The following is a 20,635-nucleotide window of genomic DNA, read 5'->3' on the forward strand; positions in this document are numbered from 1 at the left end:
TTTTTATTATTCCAATTTCATAAATTGTTTTTTCTTCCTTCTTGTGGTTGTCGTGATAAATTTACCATCTGTAAACGTCCCGAAATAAGGCATATAATAAACTTTTCCACGATTGTCTTGAATTTTGTCATACGAAACATCGCCAGTACTCGAATATACAATGTCATACAAAGAAGAAGATTCAAACCAACCTTGAGAAACTTTGGTGCGTCCATCTTTTTTCTCTAATAAATTCTTACCAGAATTCAAAATCACATGTAATTCATCGTTCTTTAAAAATGCATTGTATGATGGCACGCCAGATCTTTTGAAGATACTTCTTCCCCAACTTAATTTGCCATTCGCATCAAATTTCAAGATTAAAATATCATCATAATGATAGACAGTTTCCCAGTAACCACCATTCATAGCTGTTCCAACATAATAGCTTGTTACGTAAAATTCTTCTGCAAGAATATAAGTATTTCCATTTGTATCTTCTAATGTGTAATCAACATAAAAATTACTCAATTCTGTACTCTTTTTCTTTTTACGATTTCCTCTTCTATAACCATATAAATCTTCGTACACTTGTTTTGGTAACTCCGTAATTTTTTTAGTTTTGACAGCTAAACTTTTTTCATCCAACACAAAATTACAACCACCTTTTAAGCGACTTGAGTTTTTTTCTGAATAGAAACCAATTAAATGTAACTCATTGTTTTTATGACTTATAACCAACGATCTTACAAATAGATCTTCCAGTTTTACACTTGCGTGAGATGTGCCATTCTGAGATACTTTGTGTAGTACTAACTCATAATTAGCTTCTCCGTTTTTCTTGTCAGATCGTCCATTTTTGTAAAGTTTTCCCAAGCTGTAAACCGTTGCGTCATCTTTGATAATTAAATCATTGTGCGAAAAATAGTCTTCTTTATGATCTTGATACGATTGTTTGTAAATTAAATTCAACGTTTCCGCATCAAACACATGAACGAAGTATGAATTGCTATTTTTCTTAATATTATCTGTCGCAATAGCAATGTATTGTTGATTTGGCGAAATGGCAAAACTCGTTTGTCGTTTGTTACTTCCTGAAAATAATCCGCCACGTTTTTTTACATTCGCTTTAAAAAGTTCCGTTTTTGTGTGCGTATTATTTTTAATATTGAATGTGTGACAATATAAAATTCGTTCTTTCTTTTTTGGAGAATATACTGTAAACACTTTGATTTCGTCACCAAAACTCAAATGTCCTTTGTAGAATTCCTTTTTCTCATTTTTGATGATTTTGAAAAATTCTTTGTCTAAACTACTGTTAAAAACATCGAGCAAAATATTTTTCTTTCCAAAACGAACAATCGCAGTTTTTCCAGATGGACTCGTGTACATAGCATCAATACCATCTACTTTTACCTCATCTTTAAATTGTGCGCTTTCCGTGATTTTTAGTTTTGTTGTAGCTTCTTGTCCGTTAGAAACATAGCTAAATAGGCATAGAACGACTAAAATAATTGTTTTTTTCATGTGTGGTTTTCAATTAAATATGGCGAATAAAATCGCGTACAAAAATGTACTTAGTGCTACTTTTTTCAATTCTGGATCTAATTCTCTGTGAAGGATGTTTTTTCCAACAACAACCATATTCATAAATAACGGAATAAACGCAATGAGAACTACGAATTGTTTTGGCGAATAATAATTACTGCTAACATATAATAACGAACAAGCCAACGCGCCTATAATCAAACTGTAATGATATAGTTTTGCGTTTTGACTTCCTATTTTGACAACCAACGTATTTTTTCCATGCGATTTATCTTTGATCCGATCACGCATGTTGTTTAAATTCAAAACTGCCGCGCTTAACAATCCAATCGCAGTTGCAGGCAAGAAAATATCAAAGTGCACTGATTTTGTGTATAAAAAGTAGCTTCCGACAACACTTAACCATCCAAAAAATAGAAATACAAAAATATCGCCTAAACCTGAATATCCGTATGCGCTTTTCCCAACGGTATATTTTACAGCGGCAATAATTGAGGTAATTCCTAAAAAGAAAAACAATACAGAATAACTGTAATTTTCGCTTCCAAAAGCAACATAAATGACTGTTAATGCTAAAATTAAGGTAATAATTGCTGTAATAATCATGGCGTTTTTCATCTGCTTTGGCGAAATAATACCAGAAGCGACCATGCGTTTTTCGCCTTCTCTATCGTCGTCTGTACCGCGAATTCCGTCGCCATAATCATTGGCAAAATTTGATAAGACTTGAAAACCTACAGTAGTTAGTATTGCTAAAATGAAAATAGTATAATCTGCACTATCAACACGAGTAGGAAAATTAATTCCTCCACGATCAACATATATTGTAAAATTTGCCATTGCACAACCAACTATAATCCCAGAAATGGACAACGGTAACGTTCGTAATCGTGCGGCAGCAAGCCATGGTTTTATCATGTAGACTTAATTTTTGTAAATATACACTTTGAACTCGTTTAAAAAAAAAAAGTAAGTAGTTCTGTCCGTAGCGGGTTCTTTTTCCGCAGTGTAGCATTCGTTTTTCGTTAAGAATTTTTGAAGCCTTGGAAAAAATTTAGAAAAATGAATGCGGTTTTAGTTTTTCAGAGAAAAAACTAAAAACACCTCTGGAAAAACGCACTTTCTTTTGTTTCTTTTCTTTGTGCGAACAAAGAAAGAGAAAATGAAAATGAAAAGCTAAAAAAGAATTATCTAACTTTGAGTATTACTAAATTCATTAACCATTTTTCAACAAATACATCTTTAAGCAATAGCAATTTAATCATAATATTCTATTAATTTTTTCATGCAATTCTTAGTTTTCAGTACATTGCGTGCAAGTTTTGACACATATTATATGAAATTACCAATTCAACTTTTTTTCCTACTCTTTTCATTCCTTTTTTTGCATGCGCAAGATTCGCCAATTTGGAATACATATCAAGCAAAACAAGAGAAAGGTGTAAGTTCTACGAATTTACGAATGGATTTGATTGAACAAGCGCCAATTAATGGTTTTGACTTTTTGTTTTATGTGAAAATTAAATACAAAGTCACGGAAGAAAGTGATTTCCCGATTGGAAATAAATTGAAGAAACTATATAAAATTAAAGATGCAATTCATGATAAAATGAAATCGGTTTCAGAAAGTCATTATGTAGGTTCATTTATGTTTGATGGAAGTCGTTTTGAATATTATTATGTAAAAGATGCTTCCGATATTGAACGACATATTGACAAATTATTCAAAAATAAATTTCGTGGCGAAAAATACGATGTGTATATAAAATCGGATCCTTCTTGGGATTTATACACAAATTTCCTCTATCCGAATGATGAAATCAAAAACTTTATGTCAAATCGTGATACCGTAATTCAACTAAAAAACGCTGGCGATGATGTTGTTACTCCACGGAAAATAGAACATTACGCTACATTTGCTTCGATAAATGATATGAATTTATTTGTTGTGGAAATTGAAAAGTTAGCATATACGGTTGAATCTAAAAAGAAAACGGAGAACGAGAAATTTCCACACGAAATCAAATTTTATAGAAACAATTCTACCACGTTGGAAAACGTAACCAAATTTACCACAGAACTCATTAAACTTGCTAAAGATCAGTATGGTTCGTATGAAGGTTGGGAAACGTATGTTGTGAAAAAGAAAGGTTAGATTTTTAGACGCGCATAGTATCGCTTCGCTCAATTTAAAAATTTAAAAATTCAATGATTCAAGGTTTTTTATCGACACTGTTTTTTGATTTTAAGAAATAATCTGTAAGTCAGCATGTTCTATTGTAAATAAGTTGATAGCTTTTAAATCATTTATCAAAAAGTTCGACTTTGGAAACTTTGCGCTTGGTATTTTGATAGGTGAATTATTCACACATTAAGTAAACTTTTAAACTGAAATTTTACTCGAATTGAGCTATTTTTTTAATTCAACATTTATAATTTATGATTTTCACCTAACGTCACTTCGAGTGAAATTCTGAAAGAATTTTGTATCGAGAAGTAATTTAAAATTCAACATTCATAATTTAACATTTACAATTTCAACTTTTAAAATCGCAATCCAACACCCATATTTACCGTATGAATATTTTCGTTATATCGATTCCCTGAAGTTTCTCCATCCAGCGAAAGCTTTATAAAATCGGCAGAAACTTCCACAAAAAATTTTTCTGTAAGATCATACGCTGCGCCAAAACCATAACTAATTCCACTTTGCGTATCTGTGTAACGATCGCCATTTGGTTGCGTCGTTGGATCCGGATTTCCTAAATTAAAACCAGTGCTTGCCACATTCAAAGAAGTCGTGAAAATGCTGTATCCTAAAGACAAATAAGGTTTTAGTTTTGGAAGACTTTCAATGTTAAATTCGCCAATGATTTCTGGTTTTAGCACAAATGCGCCACCATTTACATCATCTACAAAATTATAATTAAAATAATCTACCGAGAAACCAACTTTTGGAGAAATCAATTTTGTATCCGTAAATTGATATTTAAAATCTAATCCTACTAAACCATCATACGCAAAAACCATAAAATTATCGCCTGTAGATAACGGATAATGCAATCCAATTTCGAATTTACGCTCCGTATTATCTTGCGCTATTCCGAATTGGAAAGTTAGTAAAAGTGTGAAAATGATCAGCTTTTTCATGTTTTTGATTTGGTTTCTAGTTTCTAGTTTCTAGTTTCTAGCAAAATTAAAAAAATTGAAATCGTTCATCTAAATTAAGAAACAGATTGCTTCGTTTCACTCGCAATGACGAATCAATACATTTTTATATTTAAAATTCAGCATCTCGACTGCGCTCGATGTGACACATTTAATATTTATAATTTTCAAAAACTGAAAACCGAGAACTGAGAACTGATCACGGAATCCACTTTTTGTCAAAGTTTGGCTTGCGTTTTTCTAAGAATGCATCTCTACCTTCTTTGGCTTCTTCTGTCATATATGCTAAACGCGTTGCTTCTCCTGCAAATACTTGTTGTCCAACCATTCCGTCGTCAGTTAAATTCATTGCAAATTTCAACATTCTGATGGACATTGGCGATTTTGCTAAGATTTCTTGCGCCCATTCAAAAGCAGTATTTTCCAATTCGTCATGCGGAATTACGGCATTTACCATGCCCATTTCGTATGCTTCTTGCGCTGAGTAGTTTCTTCCCAAGAAAAAGATTTCTCTTGCTTTTTTCTGTCCAACCATTTTTGCCAAATACGCCGAACCATATCCTGCATCAAAACTTGTGACATCGGCATCCGTTTGTTTAAAAATGGCGTGTTCTTTACTTGCAAGTGTCAAATCGCACACAACATGCAAACTGTGTCCGCCACCAACTGCCCAACCAGGCACTACACAAATTACTGCTTTTGGCATGAAGCGAATTAAGCGTTGCACTTCTAAAATGTTTAATCTATGATATCCATCTTGTCCAACATATCCTTGATGTCCACGTGCTTTTTGATCGCCGCCACTACAAAAAGAATAAACTCCATCTTTGGATGATGGACCTTCCGCAGAAAGCAATACAACTCCGATATTCACATCTTCATGCGCATCTCTAAACGCATCCAACAATTCGCTTGTTGTATGTGGACGAAACGCGTTTCGAACATCTGGTCTGTTAAAAGCGATTCGAGCAACGCCATCTGCCTTTTTATACGTAATGTCTTCGTATTCTTTTACCGTTTTCCAGTCAGGTTTACTCATATTTTTTAGTATTTTGCGTAAAAATAAATCATTTTGCACAGTTTACAAGTGATTTTTGAGTCAAATTCTTGTCGTGCTATACACTTTAAACACCTTTATTTCTGATGAAAAAGATACTTTTATTTGCTTTGTTATGTTGTTTTTCAATTGTTGCTTTTGCACAAGATTATCAATTTAAAACTACCGTAGATTTAGAAGCTACGCCCGTAATTAGTCAAGGACGTACAGGAACTTGTTGGAGTTTTTCGGCTTCTTCTTTTTTAGAATCTGAAATTATCCGATTGACGGGAAAACAGATTGATATTTCTGAAATGTATAATGTACGAAATACGTATCCGAAGAAAGCTTGGAATTACGTGATGCGACAGGGAAAAGCACAATTTAGCGAAGGCGCATTGGCACATGATGTGATGAATGCCGTTAAGTCACACGGATTAGTTACAAGTGAAGCGTATTCTGGTTTGAAAGCTTTAGAAACAAATCATAATCATGCAGAAATGGAAGCGGTTTTAAAAGCCATGTTAGATGTGTATATTAAGAATCCTGGAAAGAAACTATCAACTAATTGGAAACCTGCTGTTGAAAGTGTGTTGGATGTTTATTTAGGTGAAAGTCCAAAATGGTTCAATTTTGAAGGAAGAAGATACACGCCTAAATCATTTCAAGAGATGACAAAGATTAATCCTGATGATTATGTGACAATTACTTCATTTACGCATCAACCGTATTATGAACAATTCATTTTAAATATTCCTGATAATTTTTCTAACGGAAGTTTTTATAATGTAACCTTAGACGAATTGGTCGCTGTAACAAGAAATGCTTTAAATACAGGTTATACTGTAGAATTGGATTGCGATGTTTCTGAAACTACATTTTCTGCAAAATATGCGGTTGCTTCAATTCCTGAAGAAGCTGTAAAAGATAAAAAAGAGTTTACTGCGGAAATTCGTAAAGAGAAAACTATTACTGCCGAATTTCGTCAAGAAGAATTTGAAAATTTTACCACGACTGACGATCATTTAATGCATATTACAGGAATGGCAACAGACCAAAATGGAAACGAATATTTCCGTGCCAAAAATTCTTGGGGAAGCAACTCAGAACGTGTTCCAAACGATGGACATGTACATATGAGCGAAGCTTTTTTTAAGTTGAAAACGATCTCCGTAATGGTTCATAAAGATGCATTGCCAAAAGCGTTGCGTGTAAAACTAGGCTTGTAACGTTTGGCAATAATTCTATACTGATATCGTATGGGAATTCACAAAAAAATACAATTAAAACCACGTTTAAGTATTTCTAAGATTGGAAAACTCCAATTTTGGATAGCAATTGGTTTGGGTATTTTGAGTGCAATTGTTTTCTACCTTTTTACGTTTTATCTGCTAGATTTCATGATTGTCATGAGCGTTCTACTTGGTGGCGATTTACCAAATATTTCAGCAGAAGTTTCTTTTTTTGAAAAATCATTTTTGATAGCAACTTCATTAACAGTTGGGATTACGATGATGATTCGGCATTGGTTTATGCAAGCGACTTTTCATTTTCAGCATTCGCGAAAAAAAATAACGTTGCGACTTTCAAATTATTCGCTATTTCTGTATTATTTAATATTATATGTAGCAATCGTTTTTATTCGGTTTTCTGTTTTTGGAAAAGCTTCTGTTGGCTCTCATCAACCAATAAATTATAATAGCCTTTTCTTTATCATTCCGCTGTATTTATTTTTTGCTTCTTGGACAGAAGTTTCTCGATATTTTAAAACAGCAAATTGGATTCCGTATACTTTCTTGATTAGCATATTTACAGTTACATTAATGAGTTTAATCGATATAAAACCAGAAGGATTTTCTAAAAGCACTTTTCAAAATTGTCATTCGGAAGAACTCGATTATATAGATGCTGAAGTAGAAAAAGCAAAGCGCGATTATGGTATTTCGTATTCTGAAGAAACAATTCGTACGCTAAAACAGTTACGAACTGAAAATTCATTAAACCAATTAGAAAAAGTACGATTGGCTTTCAAAACGGATGTAAAAGTTTCGTTAGATACTATTATTCTTGAAAAAATATTGATTCATAATTTTAAAGGATATTATAAGGATAGACAACAATCCTATGCATATATTTTTCCTATTCACGCATATGAACAACTTCGGAAAGTAGCTCCGAATTCGCATGAAGCAACAGAATTATTAAATATTTTAGTGGAATTTCATAAGTTAACCATGCTAATGCATGACGCTTATTATGGTGATAAAGAAAATATAATTTACTATCATAAGGAAAATGTTTTAATTCATAACATTCATAATTATTACGATAGAAGCTTTGATTATGGTAGAATGGCAAATCAAAGCTTTTTTCTGGTCTACCATATTCAAAAGTTAGGGATTTATAATCATCCATATTTTAATACTAAAAATTCTTTTCCGCCGCCACTTCCAATTTATAAAGATTGGGCACGAGAACGTTTCCCTGAATTATATCACAATAATTAATTCAAAATATGTTTGGTACTATTTTTGATGCTATAAAAAATTAAATCATCAGTCATCAAGAAAAACCGGAATTACCATGAAAACCATTCACCTAATTAGCTGTTTAGCAATCGTTTTTGCTTTCAGTAGTTGTAGTATTGAAGAAGAATATCCAATAGTTGATCTTACCGAAAGTTTAGTTGCACATTATCCGTTTGACGGAAATACCGAAGATGCAAGTGCTTATAAAGTAACAGCACAAGCTAAAGGAGTTACATTAACTGAAGACCGTTTCGAAAATGAAAATCAAGCGTATTCATTTGATGGCATCAACGATTTTATAGAAATTCCTGCAAACGAACATTTGAATTTCACAGATGAGTTTACCATTAATTTATGGTTAAAAACAGACGTTGCGCACTTACAACAAGTATTATATAAAAATAGTTCTGATACTGAAAAACCACAAGCTGCTTACGGAATTTCCATAGGATTTTCTCCGTTGGAAGATGAAGAAGTAGTGACTAATGATATTATTTTCTCGATTGCACCTTACGGAATTATGCATGAATTACGAAAATTTAATTATACAAAAGATACATGGTATATGATAACGTGTACTTTAAAAGGTGACACGATGTATTTGTATATCAACGGAAAACCTGCGTTGATGAAATATATAAAAGGAGAGATTTCTACGGCAAATTTACCATTACTTTTAGGAAATGATGCTTCTGGCGAAAATCCATTTAGCGGAAGTATTGATGATCTTCGAATTTACAGTCAAGCAAAATCGACAGCATTTGTTTCGTATTTGTATGAGCAGTAATTTTCAAAATACTTTAAACAAAAAATGCGAGTCTTTCAACTCGCATTTTTTGTTTACTTCAACTCAATTCCGTCGGAAGTAATTCTAATTTGTTCTTGCTTATACAAACTTCCAATAGCTTTTTTAAAGCTCTTTTTACTCATATTCAAGCGTTTTTTTATTTCTTCTGGATCACTTTTATCGTGCAATGGCAAAGTTCCACCGTTTCGTTCCAATTCATCTAAAACAACTTGTGCAGAAGGTTCTATATTTTTATAACCAATAAGTTGTATGGAAAGATCAATTTTATTGTCATCGCGAATTTTAGAAACTGCACCTTTTAGCTTTTCTCCAAGTCTTAAATCTCTAAAAATTTCGTCTTTATAGACTAATCCTTTGTGTTTTTGATTGATAATCATTTCCACACCTAAATCAGTAAAACGTGAAACCATTAAATCAACTTCTTCAAAGCGTTCAACAGTTAATTCTTCATTACTCAAAAACTTATTTGTCTTGCTCGAACCTACCAAACGATTGGTTTCTTCGTCCAAATAGCAATACACAACATAGCCTTTTCCTTCTTCCATGTCGCGCGCTTGTTCTTTAAACGGAACAAACAAATCTTTCTCCAATCCCCAATCTAAAAAAGCACCATAATCACTCAACGCAGTTACACGAAGCAATGCAAATTCGTTGACTTTCATGTACGGTTTTAACGTTGTAGTAACTGGTCGTTCGTGACTATCTAAATAGGCGAAAACCGATAGCTTATCTCCTATTTCGAAAGCTGTTGGAACGTATTTATTTGGCAACAAAATTTCATTTCCTTCATCATCGCCCAAGAAAAGTCCTGGAGGCGTTTCACGTAATATTTCTAATGTATTGAGTTGTCCTAAATGAATCATGCTTCTAAATTTGCGCCAAAGGTACGTTTTATCTATCTTAATTTGAATTGGATGTAGTTATAATTTGAAGAATGAATTTACAAATAACTAAAGTCAAATTTTTAAATCTTTATTTCATTAAATCTTCTAATGAATATCTATCAATTTTATTTTTTTTGGTTTTAGATAATTCATGAAGCTTATTTTTATCTTGAATATCTAACCAAAGCATCGGATCATTTTTAAATATAGTTCCAAAAACCAACGCTAACTCATGATTTAACGAGCGTTCTCCTTTGATTAATTTTGATAAATTAGATGGCTTCATTCCAATATAATAAGCAAATTGATTCTGCTTAATTTCAAAAGTATTTAAATAGACTTTTAAAAAATCTCCAACTAGTTTAGAATGTTTATCTCTTGAATTCAGATAATCTTCCATTTCAAAATCTAGAGCCATTAATTCAACTCTTTTTTTTTGTTCAAGCGAACGTTCTTTGGATTTACTTAAAAGAATAGCTTGAAATTTATCAAATTCTTTGGTGCCAACATCCATTGTGTTTGTCAAAACTTGTGATTGATTTTCAATATTTTCTTGCTTCTTCATACGCTTCAATTTTAGTGTAAATATTTTTTTATCAAATTCAATCCTGTAGCATCATCAATATACATTCTTTGTCCTAAAGCCAGAGTTGCTCCGTATTTTTTCTCATACCATTCAATTAAGTTTGTTTTAGAAACAAATGTCAAAAAACCTTTGTAATTTCCTTTAATTTTGAAACTTTCTCTACACGCAAAAGCAATCAAACATCCAGCTACATGTTCAAATCTTTTTTGTGAAGATCCTAAATTATGAGGTGCAATTTCAATAACATCCATAATTAGCATATCGTTTTCGATTTTCAATTGTAAAATACCTTCAATACTTTGTGATTCATCTTTAGATTTCAAAATATATGTCTTCGTATTTTGAACTTTTAGTAACTTATTCCAATCAAATTTCCAACCATCTTTTTTAAATGGCATTTTTCCTGATGCAAGGATTATTTCTGCTTCAATCAACTTTTTATTTCCTAAATCATAGATATAAGCCATATATTCAAGTGATAAATAAATATACTAAAAATTGTCAATTTTGTATAATAAATATTAATAAAATTATCTTAAAAGTAAATTACTATATAATATTTAAAAATAAAAAAACGCCATCCAAGTATGGATAGCGTTTTCAAAGGGATTGTACTAATAGTATGAAAACAATTTCTAGTTATAAATTGCTTCTTTTCCAAAATGAACTGTTAGTAAATAATATACAACAGCTCTGTATTTGTTTCTGTTTGAACGCCCGTACTTTTCCATAACTGCGTCAATTGCTTTATCTAAATCAGCGTTATCTGCCAATCCTAATTTCTTTATTAAGAAATTATTTTTTACAGTTGCCAATTCTTTTTCATCCGATCCTGAAACGGTAGCTGCATCTTTATTATAAATTGCAGGTCCGCAACCAACGGTTACTTTTGTTAATAAATCCATGTTTGGAGTTACGCTACATTTGTCTTTTAAATCTGCTGCGTACTTTGTAATTAGCTCGTCTCTCTTGCTCATAATTTTTGAAAATTTAATTATAGAATGATTAATAATATGTTACCAAATTTAGTTTTAGTAGAAATATTCCTCGTTTTTTTGGTGCGAAAATTATTAATCTTCGTTGAAAAACTTAAAATAATCGATCAATACACTATCATTCTCAATTCTTGGTGTAAAAATTTCTAATATTTTTGGTTGTTCGCTTTCATCATAAAACGTTTTCAATGCTTTTTGAAGCGACATTTCATCAGTTGCCGTTTTATATTCAAAATGATACATTTCCGCTAATTGCTTTGCTGTATGCGAATGAATAGTTTCAAAATACGTAGTAAAATTTTCCGTATTTTTATTTCCTGGCAAAATTCTGAAAATTCCTCCGCCATTATTATTGACTAAGATAATACGAAAATTCTTAGGAATATAATTATTCCACAACGCATTACTATCGTACAAGAAACTTAAATCGCCTGTAATGAGCATAGTTTGTTTTTCGGCTCCGACCGAATTTCCAATAGCAGTTGACGTACAACCGTCAATACCACTGGTTCCTCTATTACAAAATAATTCAATGTTTGCGTCAATTTCAAACAATTGCGCATACCGAACTGTAGAACTGTTTCCTAAATGTAAAATCAAAGCACTTGGCAACGAAGCAAAAATTGTTTCGAAAGCTTTCAAGTCTGAAAAATCAATTTGCTTCAAATATTGGTCATGCTTTTGTTGTCGATCTTCCTTAATCATATTCCAAAATGACTTGTAAGAACTTTCAATCGATTTGGTTTGCCCAAAAAACGATTCAAAGAAATGATTCGGATTCATCTTAAAAAAATGTTCCAAACAGAAAAATGTATCAAACACGCTATTTTCATGAACGTGCCAATGATGTTTTGGTTGGCGCTTCCGCAGAATTGCCTTGACTTTCTTTGAAACTATCATTCCACCAAGCGTTAACAAAATTTCTGGCTGAAACTCATCTAACAATGCTTCATTTTTCTCAATTGGCAAAATCATCTGATCAATTGCGTTGAAAAAAGCATCATCTCGTAAATTAGAAGTCGTTTCCGTAAATACTAAAACTGACGGATCTTTTGCTAAAACTTCTAAATACTTTCGTGAAATTGTATGTGGCGGCAATGTTCCTACCAATACCATTTTTCGAGTAGAACTGCTCCAAATTGTTGCAGCTTTTGCAATCTTTTCAGCGTCAATTTCTTCTTCCAAAACCAACGGTTGCACTTTTGGCGAAACAGTTGGTGCTGCTATCATGTCATACAAAGGTTCATCAAAAGGCGCATTGATATGTACAGGTCCATTTTTTTCAACAGCAGCATTTAAAGCTAGATTAATTTCCTGTTCATTATATGCTTGAATTCCTTGCTGAATCTCGCGTTCCATGTCTGGCGACAGTTGATGCGTTTCACTCAGAATAGTACTCTTATGTGTAATATCTTGTTTTAAATTTGCCTCGTAATTGATGTGATTTTTGAAGATGTGTTTCTGGCGAATCGTTTGTCCGTCACCAACATCAATCAAATATTCTGGTCGGTCTGCCGAAATTACCACCACAGGAACATTGCTATAATATGCTTCTGCAATTGCGGGATAATAATTCAAAACTGCCGAACCTGAAGTACAAATAACTGCTACAGGTTTGCACAATTGCTGCGCCATTCCTAACGCAAAAAAAGCCGCACAACGCTCGTCAACAATACTATATGCATGAATTTTTGGATGTTGCGAAAAACTTAACGTTAATGGCGCATTTCGCGATCCTGGAGAGATCACAACATGATTGATACCTTTGGCAATACAAAGCGAAACCAACGTTTGAGCTAGTGGAATTTTTGAGTATATCATTCGTTCTGTAAAAGTACATTTTTCACATCACTTTTTATAATACTCGCTTCATTATTTGCGATTTTGCAACCGTTTCTTGCCATTCCGATTCCGGATTTGAATCTTTTGTAATTCCGCCGCCAATATAAAGTATTCTTTTGTCGTCAGTTAACTCCATACAACGCAGATTTACGTATAATTCTGAGTTGCTTCTCACAGTTCTGTACGCACTATTTTCCTGATTTTTTCGATTGCGATTTCGAGTCGTTTCTTCACGTTTATTTAATTCTCCTAAATAACCAGCATAGAATTTACGATCATACTTTTCTTCTGCAAGAATAAACGTTTTTGCAGCTTCTGTTGGAAAACCACAAATAGCTGGTGTTGGATGCAAATTTGTAATAATATCGCCAATATTTACAGTCGTAGTCATTCTTCCAGAAATCATCGAACATAAGTGTAACAAACTTCCTGCTTGGTGCGTTTCTGCTTCACTTACCACTAAATTTGTCGTTAAATCTAGTAAACTATTTTTTATATAATCCGTTACAATTTGCTGTTCTTCGAGTTCTTTTTGATTCCAAGAAACAGCAACATTTTCTTGAAACTTTCGCGTTCCTGCCAAAGACATGGTTGTAATTGTATTTCCTTTTGCACTTACCAACGTTTCCGGTGTTGCGCCTGCCCAAAACCCAACTTTCGGATGAAACCAAATGTATACAAACGCCGTTGGATAGTTGATTAATAATTGTTGAAATAATAGAAAAGAATCTTTTTTTGAATCGATTTCTTCTTTTCGTGATACTACAATTTTTTCTATTTCAGAATCTTGAATGGTTTCAATTGCTTTTTGGACTAATTGCTCGTATTTTTTTTTCGCTTCCGCAGAAGGATCATAGATTTCGTTGATGATATTGGCTGATTCAAAATTGGTAATTTCACCTTCAAAAGTTTCATCAAACGGAAGTAAAATAGCTTTCTGAGTCGCATCAAAAGGCGCAAATATAAAACCACTTTCTGTAAAATCTGAAACAGTATGCAACCTATCATCATTCTGAAAAATAACGTTTACAGAAATTGCATTTGATTTGCGATATGCAACAAAAGGAAGTTTTTTATCTAGGTGTTCTTTTAACTTTTTTAGTATCAAATCGAAAGAAAATTATTTTTTTAAAACAATCGTTGTCAATTTACAGAGCGAAATCAAAGCGCCTTCTTCATCTACTACTCTAATTTCCCAAAGATGTGTGGTTCTTCCTTTGTGAATTGGTCGTGCTGTAGCAAAAACTTCGCCCGAAACTTTGCTTTTCAAATGATTTGCCGAAATTTCTAAGCCTTTTACTTTGTATTTTGCCGTATCTATGAATAAATGTGAAGCCGTACTTCCCACAGTTTCTGCCAATGCAACTGTTGCGCCACCGTGTAAAATTCCTTGTGGCTGATGCACGCGAACGTTTACAGGCATTTTTGCGGTTAGGTAATCTTCGCCAACATCTGTATACGAAATTTGCAATGTTTGCAAAAGTGTATTTGGTACAATTGCGTTGAGTTGTTGTAGAATTTCCTGTTTATTCAAATCCATTTAATATATTTATAAACTATTATTGATTACTTTTTTTTTAGAAAGTATAAAAATACAAAACCCAAGCGCAATTATAAAGATGAAAGAAAAAGAAATCTCATACCAAATTACAAATACCTATTCTACGATGAATGAACTGACCGACAAAACAAAAAATGTTTGGTTTGTATGTCACGGAATTGGCTATTTGAGTCGTTATTTTATTACCTATTTTGGTCAGCTAAATGCGGAAGATAATTACATTATTGCGCCACAAGCTTCTTCTAAATATTATTTGAAAAACGAATACAAACACGTTGGCGCAAGTTGGTTGACAAAAGAAAATACTAAGGCAGAAATTGAAAACGTACACGCAAACTTGAATGCTATTTACAATGCTGAACAAATTCCAGAAAATGTGAATTTCTATGTTTTAGGCTTCTCACAAGGTGTTTCTGTTGCAATGCGATGGATTTCACGCTATAAAATTCTTTGTGACAAAATAATTATCTATGCAGGAAGTATTCCATCAGAATTAACAGTAAAAGATTTTGAATTTATCGATCATGAAAAAACAAAAGTGATAAATATTGTGGGAACGCAAGATGAATATTTAACCGAACAACGCATGCAACAAGAACATGAAAAAATGGAGTTACTATTCGGTAAACACTACATTTTCAACACATTTGAAGGCAGACACGAAATGTCCATGAAAGTACTGTTGGAATTAGAAAAAAAATAAAACCTAGTAAACTTACGTACCAATAGTAAGGCGATCACGTAATGGGCTTTCTTTTTTTATCTGTATGTTTGTATCAACGAAAATATAACTGAGCAAAATTTTATTTCCTAAAAAACCTAAATTAACTCAGTCACAAATCAAATAACCAATCAACCAACCAAAAAAGCACAATTTTAAACAAGTTGTGCTTTTTTATTTATCTAATTTTCAAATGATTACAGCGTATTTCCCATTAAATAAATAAAGTATTCATTATTGTTAGTACTATAAATAGTTGTTTTTACAATTTTAAATATAAGTTTCACACTACAAAATCATACATTTCTCGCTATTTTTTTACTTTCTTTGTAAAATATGATAGCCCCGACAAAAATTAAAAGTACCCTAAAAGAGTATTTCGGATATGATGCATTCCGACCACTTCAAGAAACTATAATCAATTCTATTTTTGATGGAAAGGATAACTTGGTGATTATGCCTACTGGTGGCGGAAAATCAATTTGCTTCCAATTACCTGCAATTTTATTGGACGGAATTACGATTGTAATTTCTCCGTTAATTGCATTAATGAAAGATCAGGTTGATGGATTAACGACCAACGGAATTTCGGCAGCATACATTAACAGTAGTCAAAGTGAACCTGAACAACAAGAAATTTATGCTAAGATTGCTGCTGGTGAGATTAAATTATTATACACTGCGCCAGAAAGTTTATCGTATTTAGAGCATGTTTTTAATAGTCAAACTATAAGCTTAATAGCTATTGATGAAGCGCATTGTATTTCTTCTTGGGGACACGATTTTCGTCCTGCGTATACAAATCTTGGTTATTTAAAAAATCGTTTTCCGAATATTCCTATAATTGCCTTGACAGCAACTGCCGATAAAGCTACGCGTGAAGATATTGCCAATCAGTTGAATATTCCGAATGCAACACAACATATTGCTTCTTTTGATCGGAAAAATTTAGAGTTGGAAGTTAGACCTGCAAATGATCGTGTAAAACAAATTATAAGTTTTATAGACGAGCAACCAAACGAAAGTGGTATTATTTATTGCTTAAGCAGAAAAGCCACAGAAGCCGTTGCGGATAAATTAAAAGCCGCTAGTATCAACGCGAAAGCGTATCATGCGGGAATTTCACATGATAAACGTTCACAAATTCAAGAAGATTTTATCAATGATAAATGTCAAGTTATTTGTGCAACAATTGCTTTTGGTATGGGAATCGACAAATCGAATGTACGTTGGGTTATTCATTATAATTTGCCTAAAAACATTGAAGGTTATTACCAAGAAATTGGTCGTGCAGGTCGCGATGGTTTGCCTTCCAATACGATCCTTTTTCACAGTTATAGCGATGTAATTCAGTTACAGAAGTTTGCACAGAATTCTGGAAATGTAGAAGTGCAACTCGCCAAGTTGGACCGAATGAAAGAATACGCAGATGCATTGAGTTGTCGTAGAAAGATTTTGTTGAGCTATTTTGGCGAATTGATTAGTGAAGATTGTGGAAATTGCGATGTTTGTAAAAATCCACCACAGTTTTTTGACGGAACTATTATTGCGCAAAAAGCATTATCAACAGTAGCAAGATTGGATGGACAAGAACCGATTGGCGTTGTGATTGATGTTTTGCGTGGCGCACAAAATAGCGCGATTTTAGAGAAAGGATATGAAAACGTTAAAACATTCGGAATTGCCAACGATATTTCTTGGCTCGATTGGAAACAATATGTAACACAACTCGTGAATCTTGGATATGTAGAAATTGCTTTTCATCAAAATAATAAGTTGAAATTGACCGAGTTTGCGAAAGATGTTTTGTTTAATGGAAAAAAAGTAGCACTTGCTAATTTAGTAGAAGCTGCGGCAACTATTGAAGAAGAAAAGGCAAAAACAACAAAAGTTAAGAAGAATTCGTTATTTGAACGTTTGCGTCAATTACGTTTGGACATTGCCAGAGAAGAAAATGTGCCAGCGTATCAAATTTTTAATGATGCTACGCTTAAAGAAATGGAAATCAAACGTCCAATTACGGACGAAGAGTTTATGGAAATTAATGGTGTCGGACGTAGAAAGATGGAGAATTACGGATATCAATTCATCAAGGAAATCATCAAATTTGCAGAAGAAAAGAAACAAAAACGTAAAGTTGATACGACAAAGAAAACATACGAATTGTATCAACAAGGTTTGTCGATTGCCGAAATTGCAAAAGAACGTAAACTTGCAGAAACGACTATTTTTTCACATATTTCCAAGTTATATGGAGACGGAAAAGATATTGATATGCTTCAATTTATTGATAAACACGATTTGGAAAACATCCGAAAAGCAAAAGTCGAACTTGAAGATCCAGATACTTTGAAAGCGTATTTTCAACATTTTGAAGAAGCCGTTCCGTATGCGACTATTCGTGTTGGATTGTCTATTTTGAATAGAGAGGATGCTTGATTGGTTTTTCTAATTCTATTTATTAAAAAATAGTATTAATAACCCGTTGTGTATTTTGATAAAATTCGTCAATTCGAGTGAATTTTACGATTGAATATGAGTGAAATTTGTATCGAGAATAGAATTTTTTACACTAAAAAGGTTCTCGATACGATTTTTCGTGCCTCAAAATCACTCGAACTGACGCTTCTATTATACTTTTGATTTTAAAATTCACAACGGGTTATTAACAATAATTACAATTGTGCGTAATTTTCTTCACAATCATACAATAGTAGTAGGGTTTTGCAAGCTTCCTATTTTAAAATACTTCAGATAATAAATTTGATATTTCTAAAAAAATCAGCTAACTTCCTGAAATAAAATTCGTCAATTCGAGTGAATTTTACGATTGAATATGAGTGAAATTTGTATCGAGAATAGAATTTTTTACACTAAAAAGGTTCTCGATACGATTTTTCGTGCCTCAAAATCACTCGAACTGACGCTTCTATTATACTTTTGATTTTAAAATTCACAACGGGTTATTAACAATAATTACAATTGTGCGTAATTTTCTTCACAATCATACAATAGTAGTAGGGTTTTGCAAGCTTCCTATTTTAAAATACTTCAGATAATAAATTTGATATTTCTAAAAAAATCAGCTAACTTCCTGAAATAAATCAATTTATACCAACCAAAACCATCTTACCATGAAAAAAACTTTATTTTTTTTACTACTTTTTTGTACAGGAATGTCATTTACACATGCACAAGGAATTTTTGACGATTCCATTCATACAGCGACCAATTTTGGAAGTGTAAATTCGCCAGGAGCTGAAGGCGTTCAGAATATTATTGACCAAAATTCGAACACTAAGTTCCTAGATTTTGATGCTTTTGACGGAATTGGTTTTCAAGTAGATTTACTAGGCGTTTCAAAAACTGCCATCGGAATGGAGTATGTAACTGCAAATGATGCCGAAGAAAGAGATCCAACAAATTATGAAGTATTTGGCTCTAACGATGGAACAAATTATACAAGCATTGCCACAGGAGCAATTCCATGTATTTCTACACGTTTTTTTTCCAGAACATTCTCTTTTGCAAATACAAATTCATATACATATTATAGAGTGAATTTTACAGGAACTTGTGGCACTTCAAATATCAACCAAATTGCAGATGTTCAATTATTTGAATCTATTGGAGATTCGCCAGTAATTACATGTCCTTCAAATATTTCCATGAATAATACAACTGGACAATGTGATACAGTTATAAATTATACAGTTACTGCAAACGATACCGAAGATGGCGCATTAACACCAACGGTAACTTCTGGTTTGGCTTCTGGCGCATCTTTTCCAGTAGGAATCACGGAAATTTTCATGAGCGTTACCGATAGTGACAATAATACTTCGAGTTGTAGTTTTACTGTTACTGTTGTTGATACCGAAAATCCTGTGGCTGGTTGTCCTGCAAATATTATGCAAACTGCCGCTAATTTTGGAGATACTACTGCTGTGGTAAATTATGCGTTGACTCCAACTGACAATTGTGTGTTGATTAATCCGTTGCCGAATTTTACACCTTTGACAACTATTAACGGAAAAGCGTATTATTTATCAGATACTTCATTTTTTCCACAAGATGCTTTTAATGATGCTATTGCGCAAAATGGATTTGTCGGAACTATTAGAAATGCTACTGATAATGCACTTATTACAGAAGCTGTAAATAGAGTTGGTGGCGCAGGAGATTTACTTATTGGCTATAATGACGTAGCTACCGAAGGAAATTTTGTATGGCAAAGCGGCGATACAGCAACTTATAATAATTGGAATCCTGGAGAACCAAATAATGCAGGAAATGAAGATTATACAGTAAGTCAATCTAGTGGCGGTTGGAATGATGTTACGAACGGAACTGCATACAGATATCTTTTAGAAATTGATTATATTCCTACACAAACGGCTGGTTTGGCAAGCGGAAGTGATTTCCCAATTGGAACTACAACAAATACTTTTACAATTACTGATTTGGCAGGAAACTCCGTAATGTGTTCTTTTGATGTAACTGTAGATGCGAATTTGAGCGTTACTGAAAATGCGTTTTCAAATAGTATAAAACTTTTTCCTAATCCAACGAAAGATGTCATTACCATTAATAGTGTTACAAACATTTCCATAGATCGTATAACTATTTTGGATTTGAATGGTAGAATAGTAAAAACTATCACAAATATTGGTCAACTTTCTGATGAAAAAACAATTGATATTTCAACTCTTTCTGCCGGAATGTATTTTGTTAAAATTGAAGATACAGAGAGTAGAATCGCTGTAAAGCGACTTGTAAAAAACTAACATTTAAAAAAATACTCAAAAAAAAAAAAGCAGCTCAATTGAGCTGCTTTTCTTGTATTTATAAATGAACTAAAGTTTCAAATCTGTTCTCGATACAATTTTTATCTACTATGATTGTGCTTCATTTGATGCATTCAATATGATAAAAATTACTCGAACTGACGTTTTTAAATACGAATTACGTCAGATTGA

The 20,635-nt window shown here is 32.7% G+C and carries 18 protein-coding genes; 7 read left to right on the forward strand and 11 right to left on the reverse strand.

The window, feature by feature from the left end:
- Positions 1-6 precede the first annotated feature (6 nt).
- Complete coding sequence (locus IMCC3317_RS05790; RefSeq protein WP_160128563.1) at positions 7-1,506, reverse strand: hypothetical protein; 1,500 nt, start codon at positions 1,504-1,506, stop codon at positions 7-9.
- A 9-nt stretch (positions 1,507-1,515) separates the two neighbouring features.
- Positions 1,516-2,445, reverse strand: a complete 930-nt coding sequence (gene menA, locus IMCC3317_RS05795) for a 1,4-dihydroxy-2-naphthoate octaprenyltransferase (protein ID WP_160128564.1) — start codon at positions 2,443-2,445, stop codon at positions 1,516-1,518.
- Positions 2,446-2,863: 418 nt separating this feature from the next.
- Between menA and IMCC3317_RS05800 the strand changes: the two genes are divergently transcribed.
- Positions 2,864-3,682 (forward strand): DUF695 domain-containing protein, encoded by an 819-nt coding sequence (locus IMCC3317_RS05800; protein WP_160128565.1) that lies wholly within the window; start codon positions 2,864-2,866, stop codon positions 3,680-3,682.
- A 389-nt stretch (positions 3,683-4,071) separates the two neighbouring features.
- Here IMCC3317_RS05800 and IMCC3317_RS05805 read toward each other — a convergent pair whose 3' ends face one another.
- Both IMCC3317_RS05805 and IMCC3317_RS05810 read right to left on the reverse strand, forming a co-directional pair.
- Complete coding sequence (locus tag IMCC3317_RS05805) at positions 4,072-4,677, reverse strand: outer membrane beta-barrel protein (RefSeq protein WP_160128566.1); 606 nt, start codon at positions 4,675-4,677, stop codon at positions 4,072-4,074.
- A 217-nt stretch (positions 4,678-4,894) separates the two neighbouring features.
- Positions 4,895-5,734, reverse strand: a complete 840-nt coding sequence (locus IMCC3317_RS05810; protein ID WP_160128567.1) for a 1,4-dihydroxy-2-naphthoyl-CoA synthase — start codon at positions 5,732-5,734, stop codon at positions 4,895-4,897.
- Positions 5,735-5,838: 104 nt separating this feature from the next.
- Between IMCC3317_RS05810 and IMCC3317_RS05815 the strand changes: the two genes are divergently transcribed.
- The 3 genes from IMCC3317_RS05815 to IMCC3317_RS05825 all read left to right on the forward strand — a co-directional run bounded on the left by IMCC3317_RS05815 (position 5,839) and on the right by IMCC3317_RS05825 (position 9,046).
- The gene (locus IMCC3317_RS05815; RefSeq protein ID WP_160128568.1) at positions 5,839-6,960 is read left to right on the forward strand and encodes a C1 family peptidase; all 1,122 of its coding nucleotides are present in this window, start codon (positions 5,839-5,841) and stop codon (positions 6,958-6,960) included.
- Positions 6,961-6,990: 30 nt separating this feature from the next.
- Positions 6,991-8,238, forward strand: a complete 1,248-nt coding sequence (locus IMCC3317_RS05820) for a hypothetical protein (RefSeq protein WP_160128569.1) — start codon at positions 6,991-6,993, stop codon at positions 8,236-8,238.
- 76 nt (positions 8,239-8,314) lie between these two features.
- Positions 8,315-9,046 carry a LamG domain-containing protein gene (locus IMCC3317_RS05825; protein ID WP_160128570.1) on the forward strand — a complete coding sequence of 244 codons (732 nt, stop codon included), beginning with the start codon at positions 8,315-8,317 and terminating at the stop codon, positions 9,044-9,046.
- 53 nt (positions 9,047-9,099) lie between these two features.
- Here the strand turns inward: IMCC3317_RS05825 and IMCC3317_RS05830 are convergent, their stop codons facing one another.
- The 7 genes from IMCC3317_RS05830 to IMCC3317_RS05860 all read right to left on the reverse strand — a co-directional run bounded on the left by IMCC3317_RS05830 (position 9,100) and on the right by IMCC3317_RS05860 (position 14,914).
- Positions 9,100-9,930, reverse strand: coding sequence for a CvfB family protein (locus IMCC3317_RS05830; protein ID WP_160128571.1), 831 nt, complete (start codon positions 9,928-9,930; stop codon positions 9,100-9,102).
- Between the two features lie 109 nt (positions 9,931-10,039).
- On the reverse strand, positions 10,040-10,516 hold the full coding sequence (locus tag IMCC3317_RS05835) for a helix-turn-helix transcriptional regulator (protein WP_228054961.1): 477 nt from the start codon (positions 10,514-10,516) through the stop codon (positions 10,040-10,042).
- 11 nt (positions 10,517-10,527) lie between these two features.
- Positions 10,528-11,004, reverse strand: a complete 477-nt coding sequence (locus tag IMCC3317_RS05840) for a hypothetical protein (RefSeq protein ID WP_160128573.1) — start codon at positions 11,002-11,004, stop codon at positions 10,528-10,530.
- A 168-nt stretch (positions 11,005-11,172) separates the two neighbouring features.
- The gene (locus tag IMCC3317_RS05845; protein ID WP_160128574.1) at positions 11,173-11,514 is read right to left on the reverse strand and encodes a DUF2853 family protein; all 342 of its coding nucleotides are present in this window, start codon (positions 11,512-11,514) and stop codon (positions 11,173-11,175) included.
- 93 nt (positions 11,515-11,607) lie between these two features.
- Positions 11,608-13,353, reverse strand: a complete 1,746-nt coding sequence (menD, locus tag IMCC3317_RS05850) for a 2-succinyl-5-enolpyruvyl-6-hydroxy-3-cyclohexene-1-carboxylic-acid synthase (RefSeq protein WP_170293841.1) — start codon at positions 13,351-13,353, stop codon at positions 11,608-11,610.
- A gap of 34 nt (positions 13,354-13,387) precedes the next feature.
- Positions 13,388-14,482, reverse strand: a complete 1,095-nt coding sequence (locus tag IMCC3317_RS05855) for a chorismate-binding protein (RefSeq protein ID WP_228054962.1) — start codon at positions 14,480-14,482, stop codon at positions 13,388-13,390.
- Between the two features lie 12 nt (positions 14,483-14,494).
- Positions 14,495-14,914, reverse strand: a complete 420-nt coding sequence (locus tag IMCC3317_RS05860; protein ID WP_160128575.1) for a hotdog fold thioesterase — start codon at positions 14,912-14,914, stop codon at positions 14,495-14,497.
- 79 nt (positions 14,915-14,993) lie between these two features.
- Between IMCC3317_RS05860 and IMCC3317_RS05865 the strand changes: the two genes are divergently transcribed.
- The 3 genes from IMCC3317_RS05865 to IMCC3317_RS05875 all read left to right on the forward strand — a co-directional run bounded on the left by IMCC3317_RS05865 (position 14,994) and on the right by IMCC3317_RS05875 (position 20,443).
- Complete coding sequence (locus IMCC3317_RS05865) at positions 14,994-15,638, forward strand: alpha/beta hydrolase (protein WP_160128576.1); 645 nt, start codon at positions 14,994-14,996, stop codon at positions 15,636-15,638.
- Positions 15,639-15,992: 354 nt separating this feature from the next.
- Positions 15,993-18,095 carry a DNA helicase RecQ gene (gene recQ, locus IMCC3317_RS05870; protein WP_160128577.1) on the forward strand — a complete coding sequence of 701 codons (2,103 nt, stop codon included), beginning with the start codon at positions 15,993-15,995 and terminating at the stop codon, positions 18,093-18,095.
- A 695-nt stretch (positions 18,096-18,790) separates the two neighbouring features.
- Positions 18,791-20,443, forward strand: a complete 1,653-nt coding sequence (locus tag IMCC3317_RS05875; RefSeq protein ID WP_160128578.1) for an HYR domain-containing protein — start codon at positions 18,791-18,793, stop codon at positions 20,441-20,443.
- The last annotated feature ends 192 nt before the right edge of the window (positions 20,444-20,635 follow it).

It is taken from the genome of Kordia antarctica (assembly GCF_009901525.1).
In the GTDB taxonomy this organism is placed as follows: Bacteria; Bacteroidota; Bacteroidia; order Flavobacteriales; family Flavobacteriaceae; genus Kordia; species Kordia antarctica.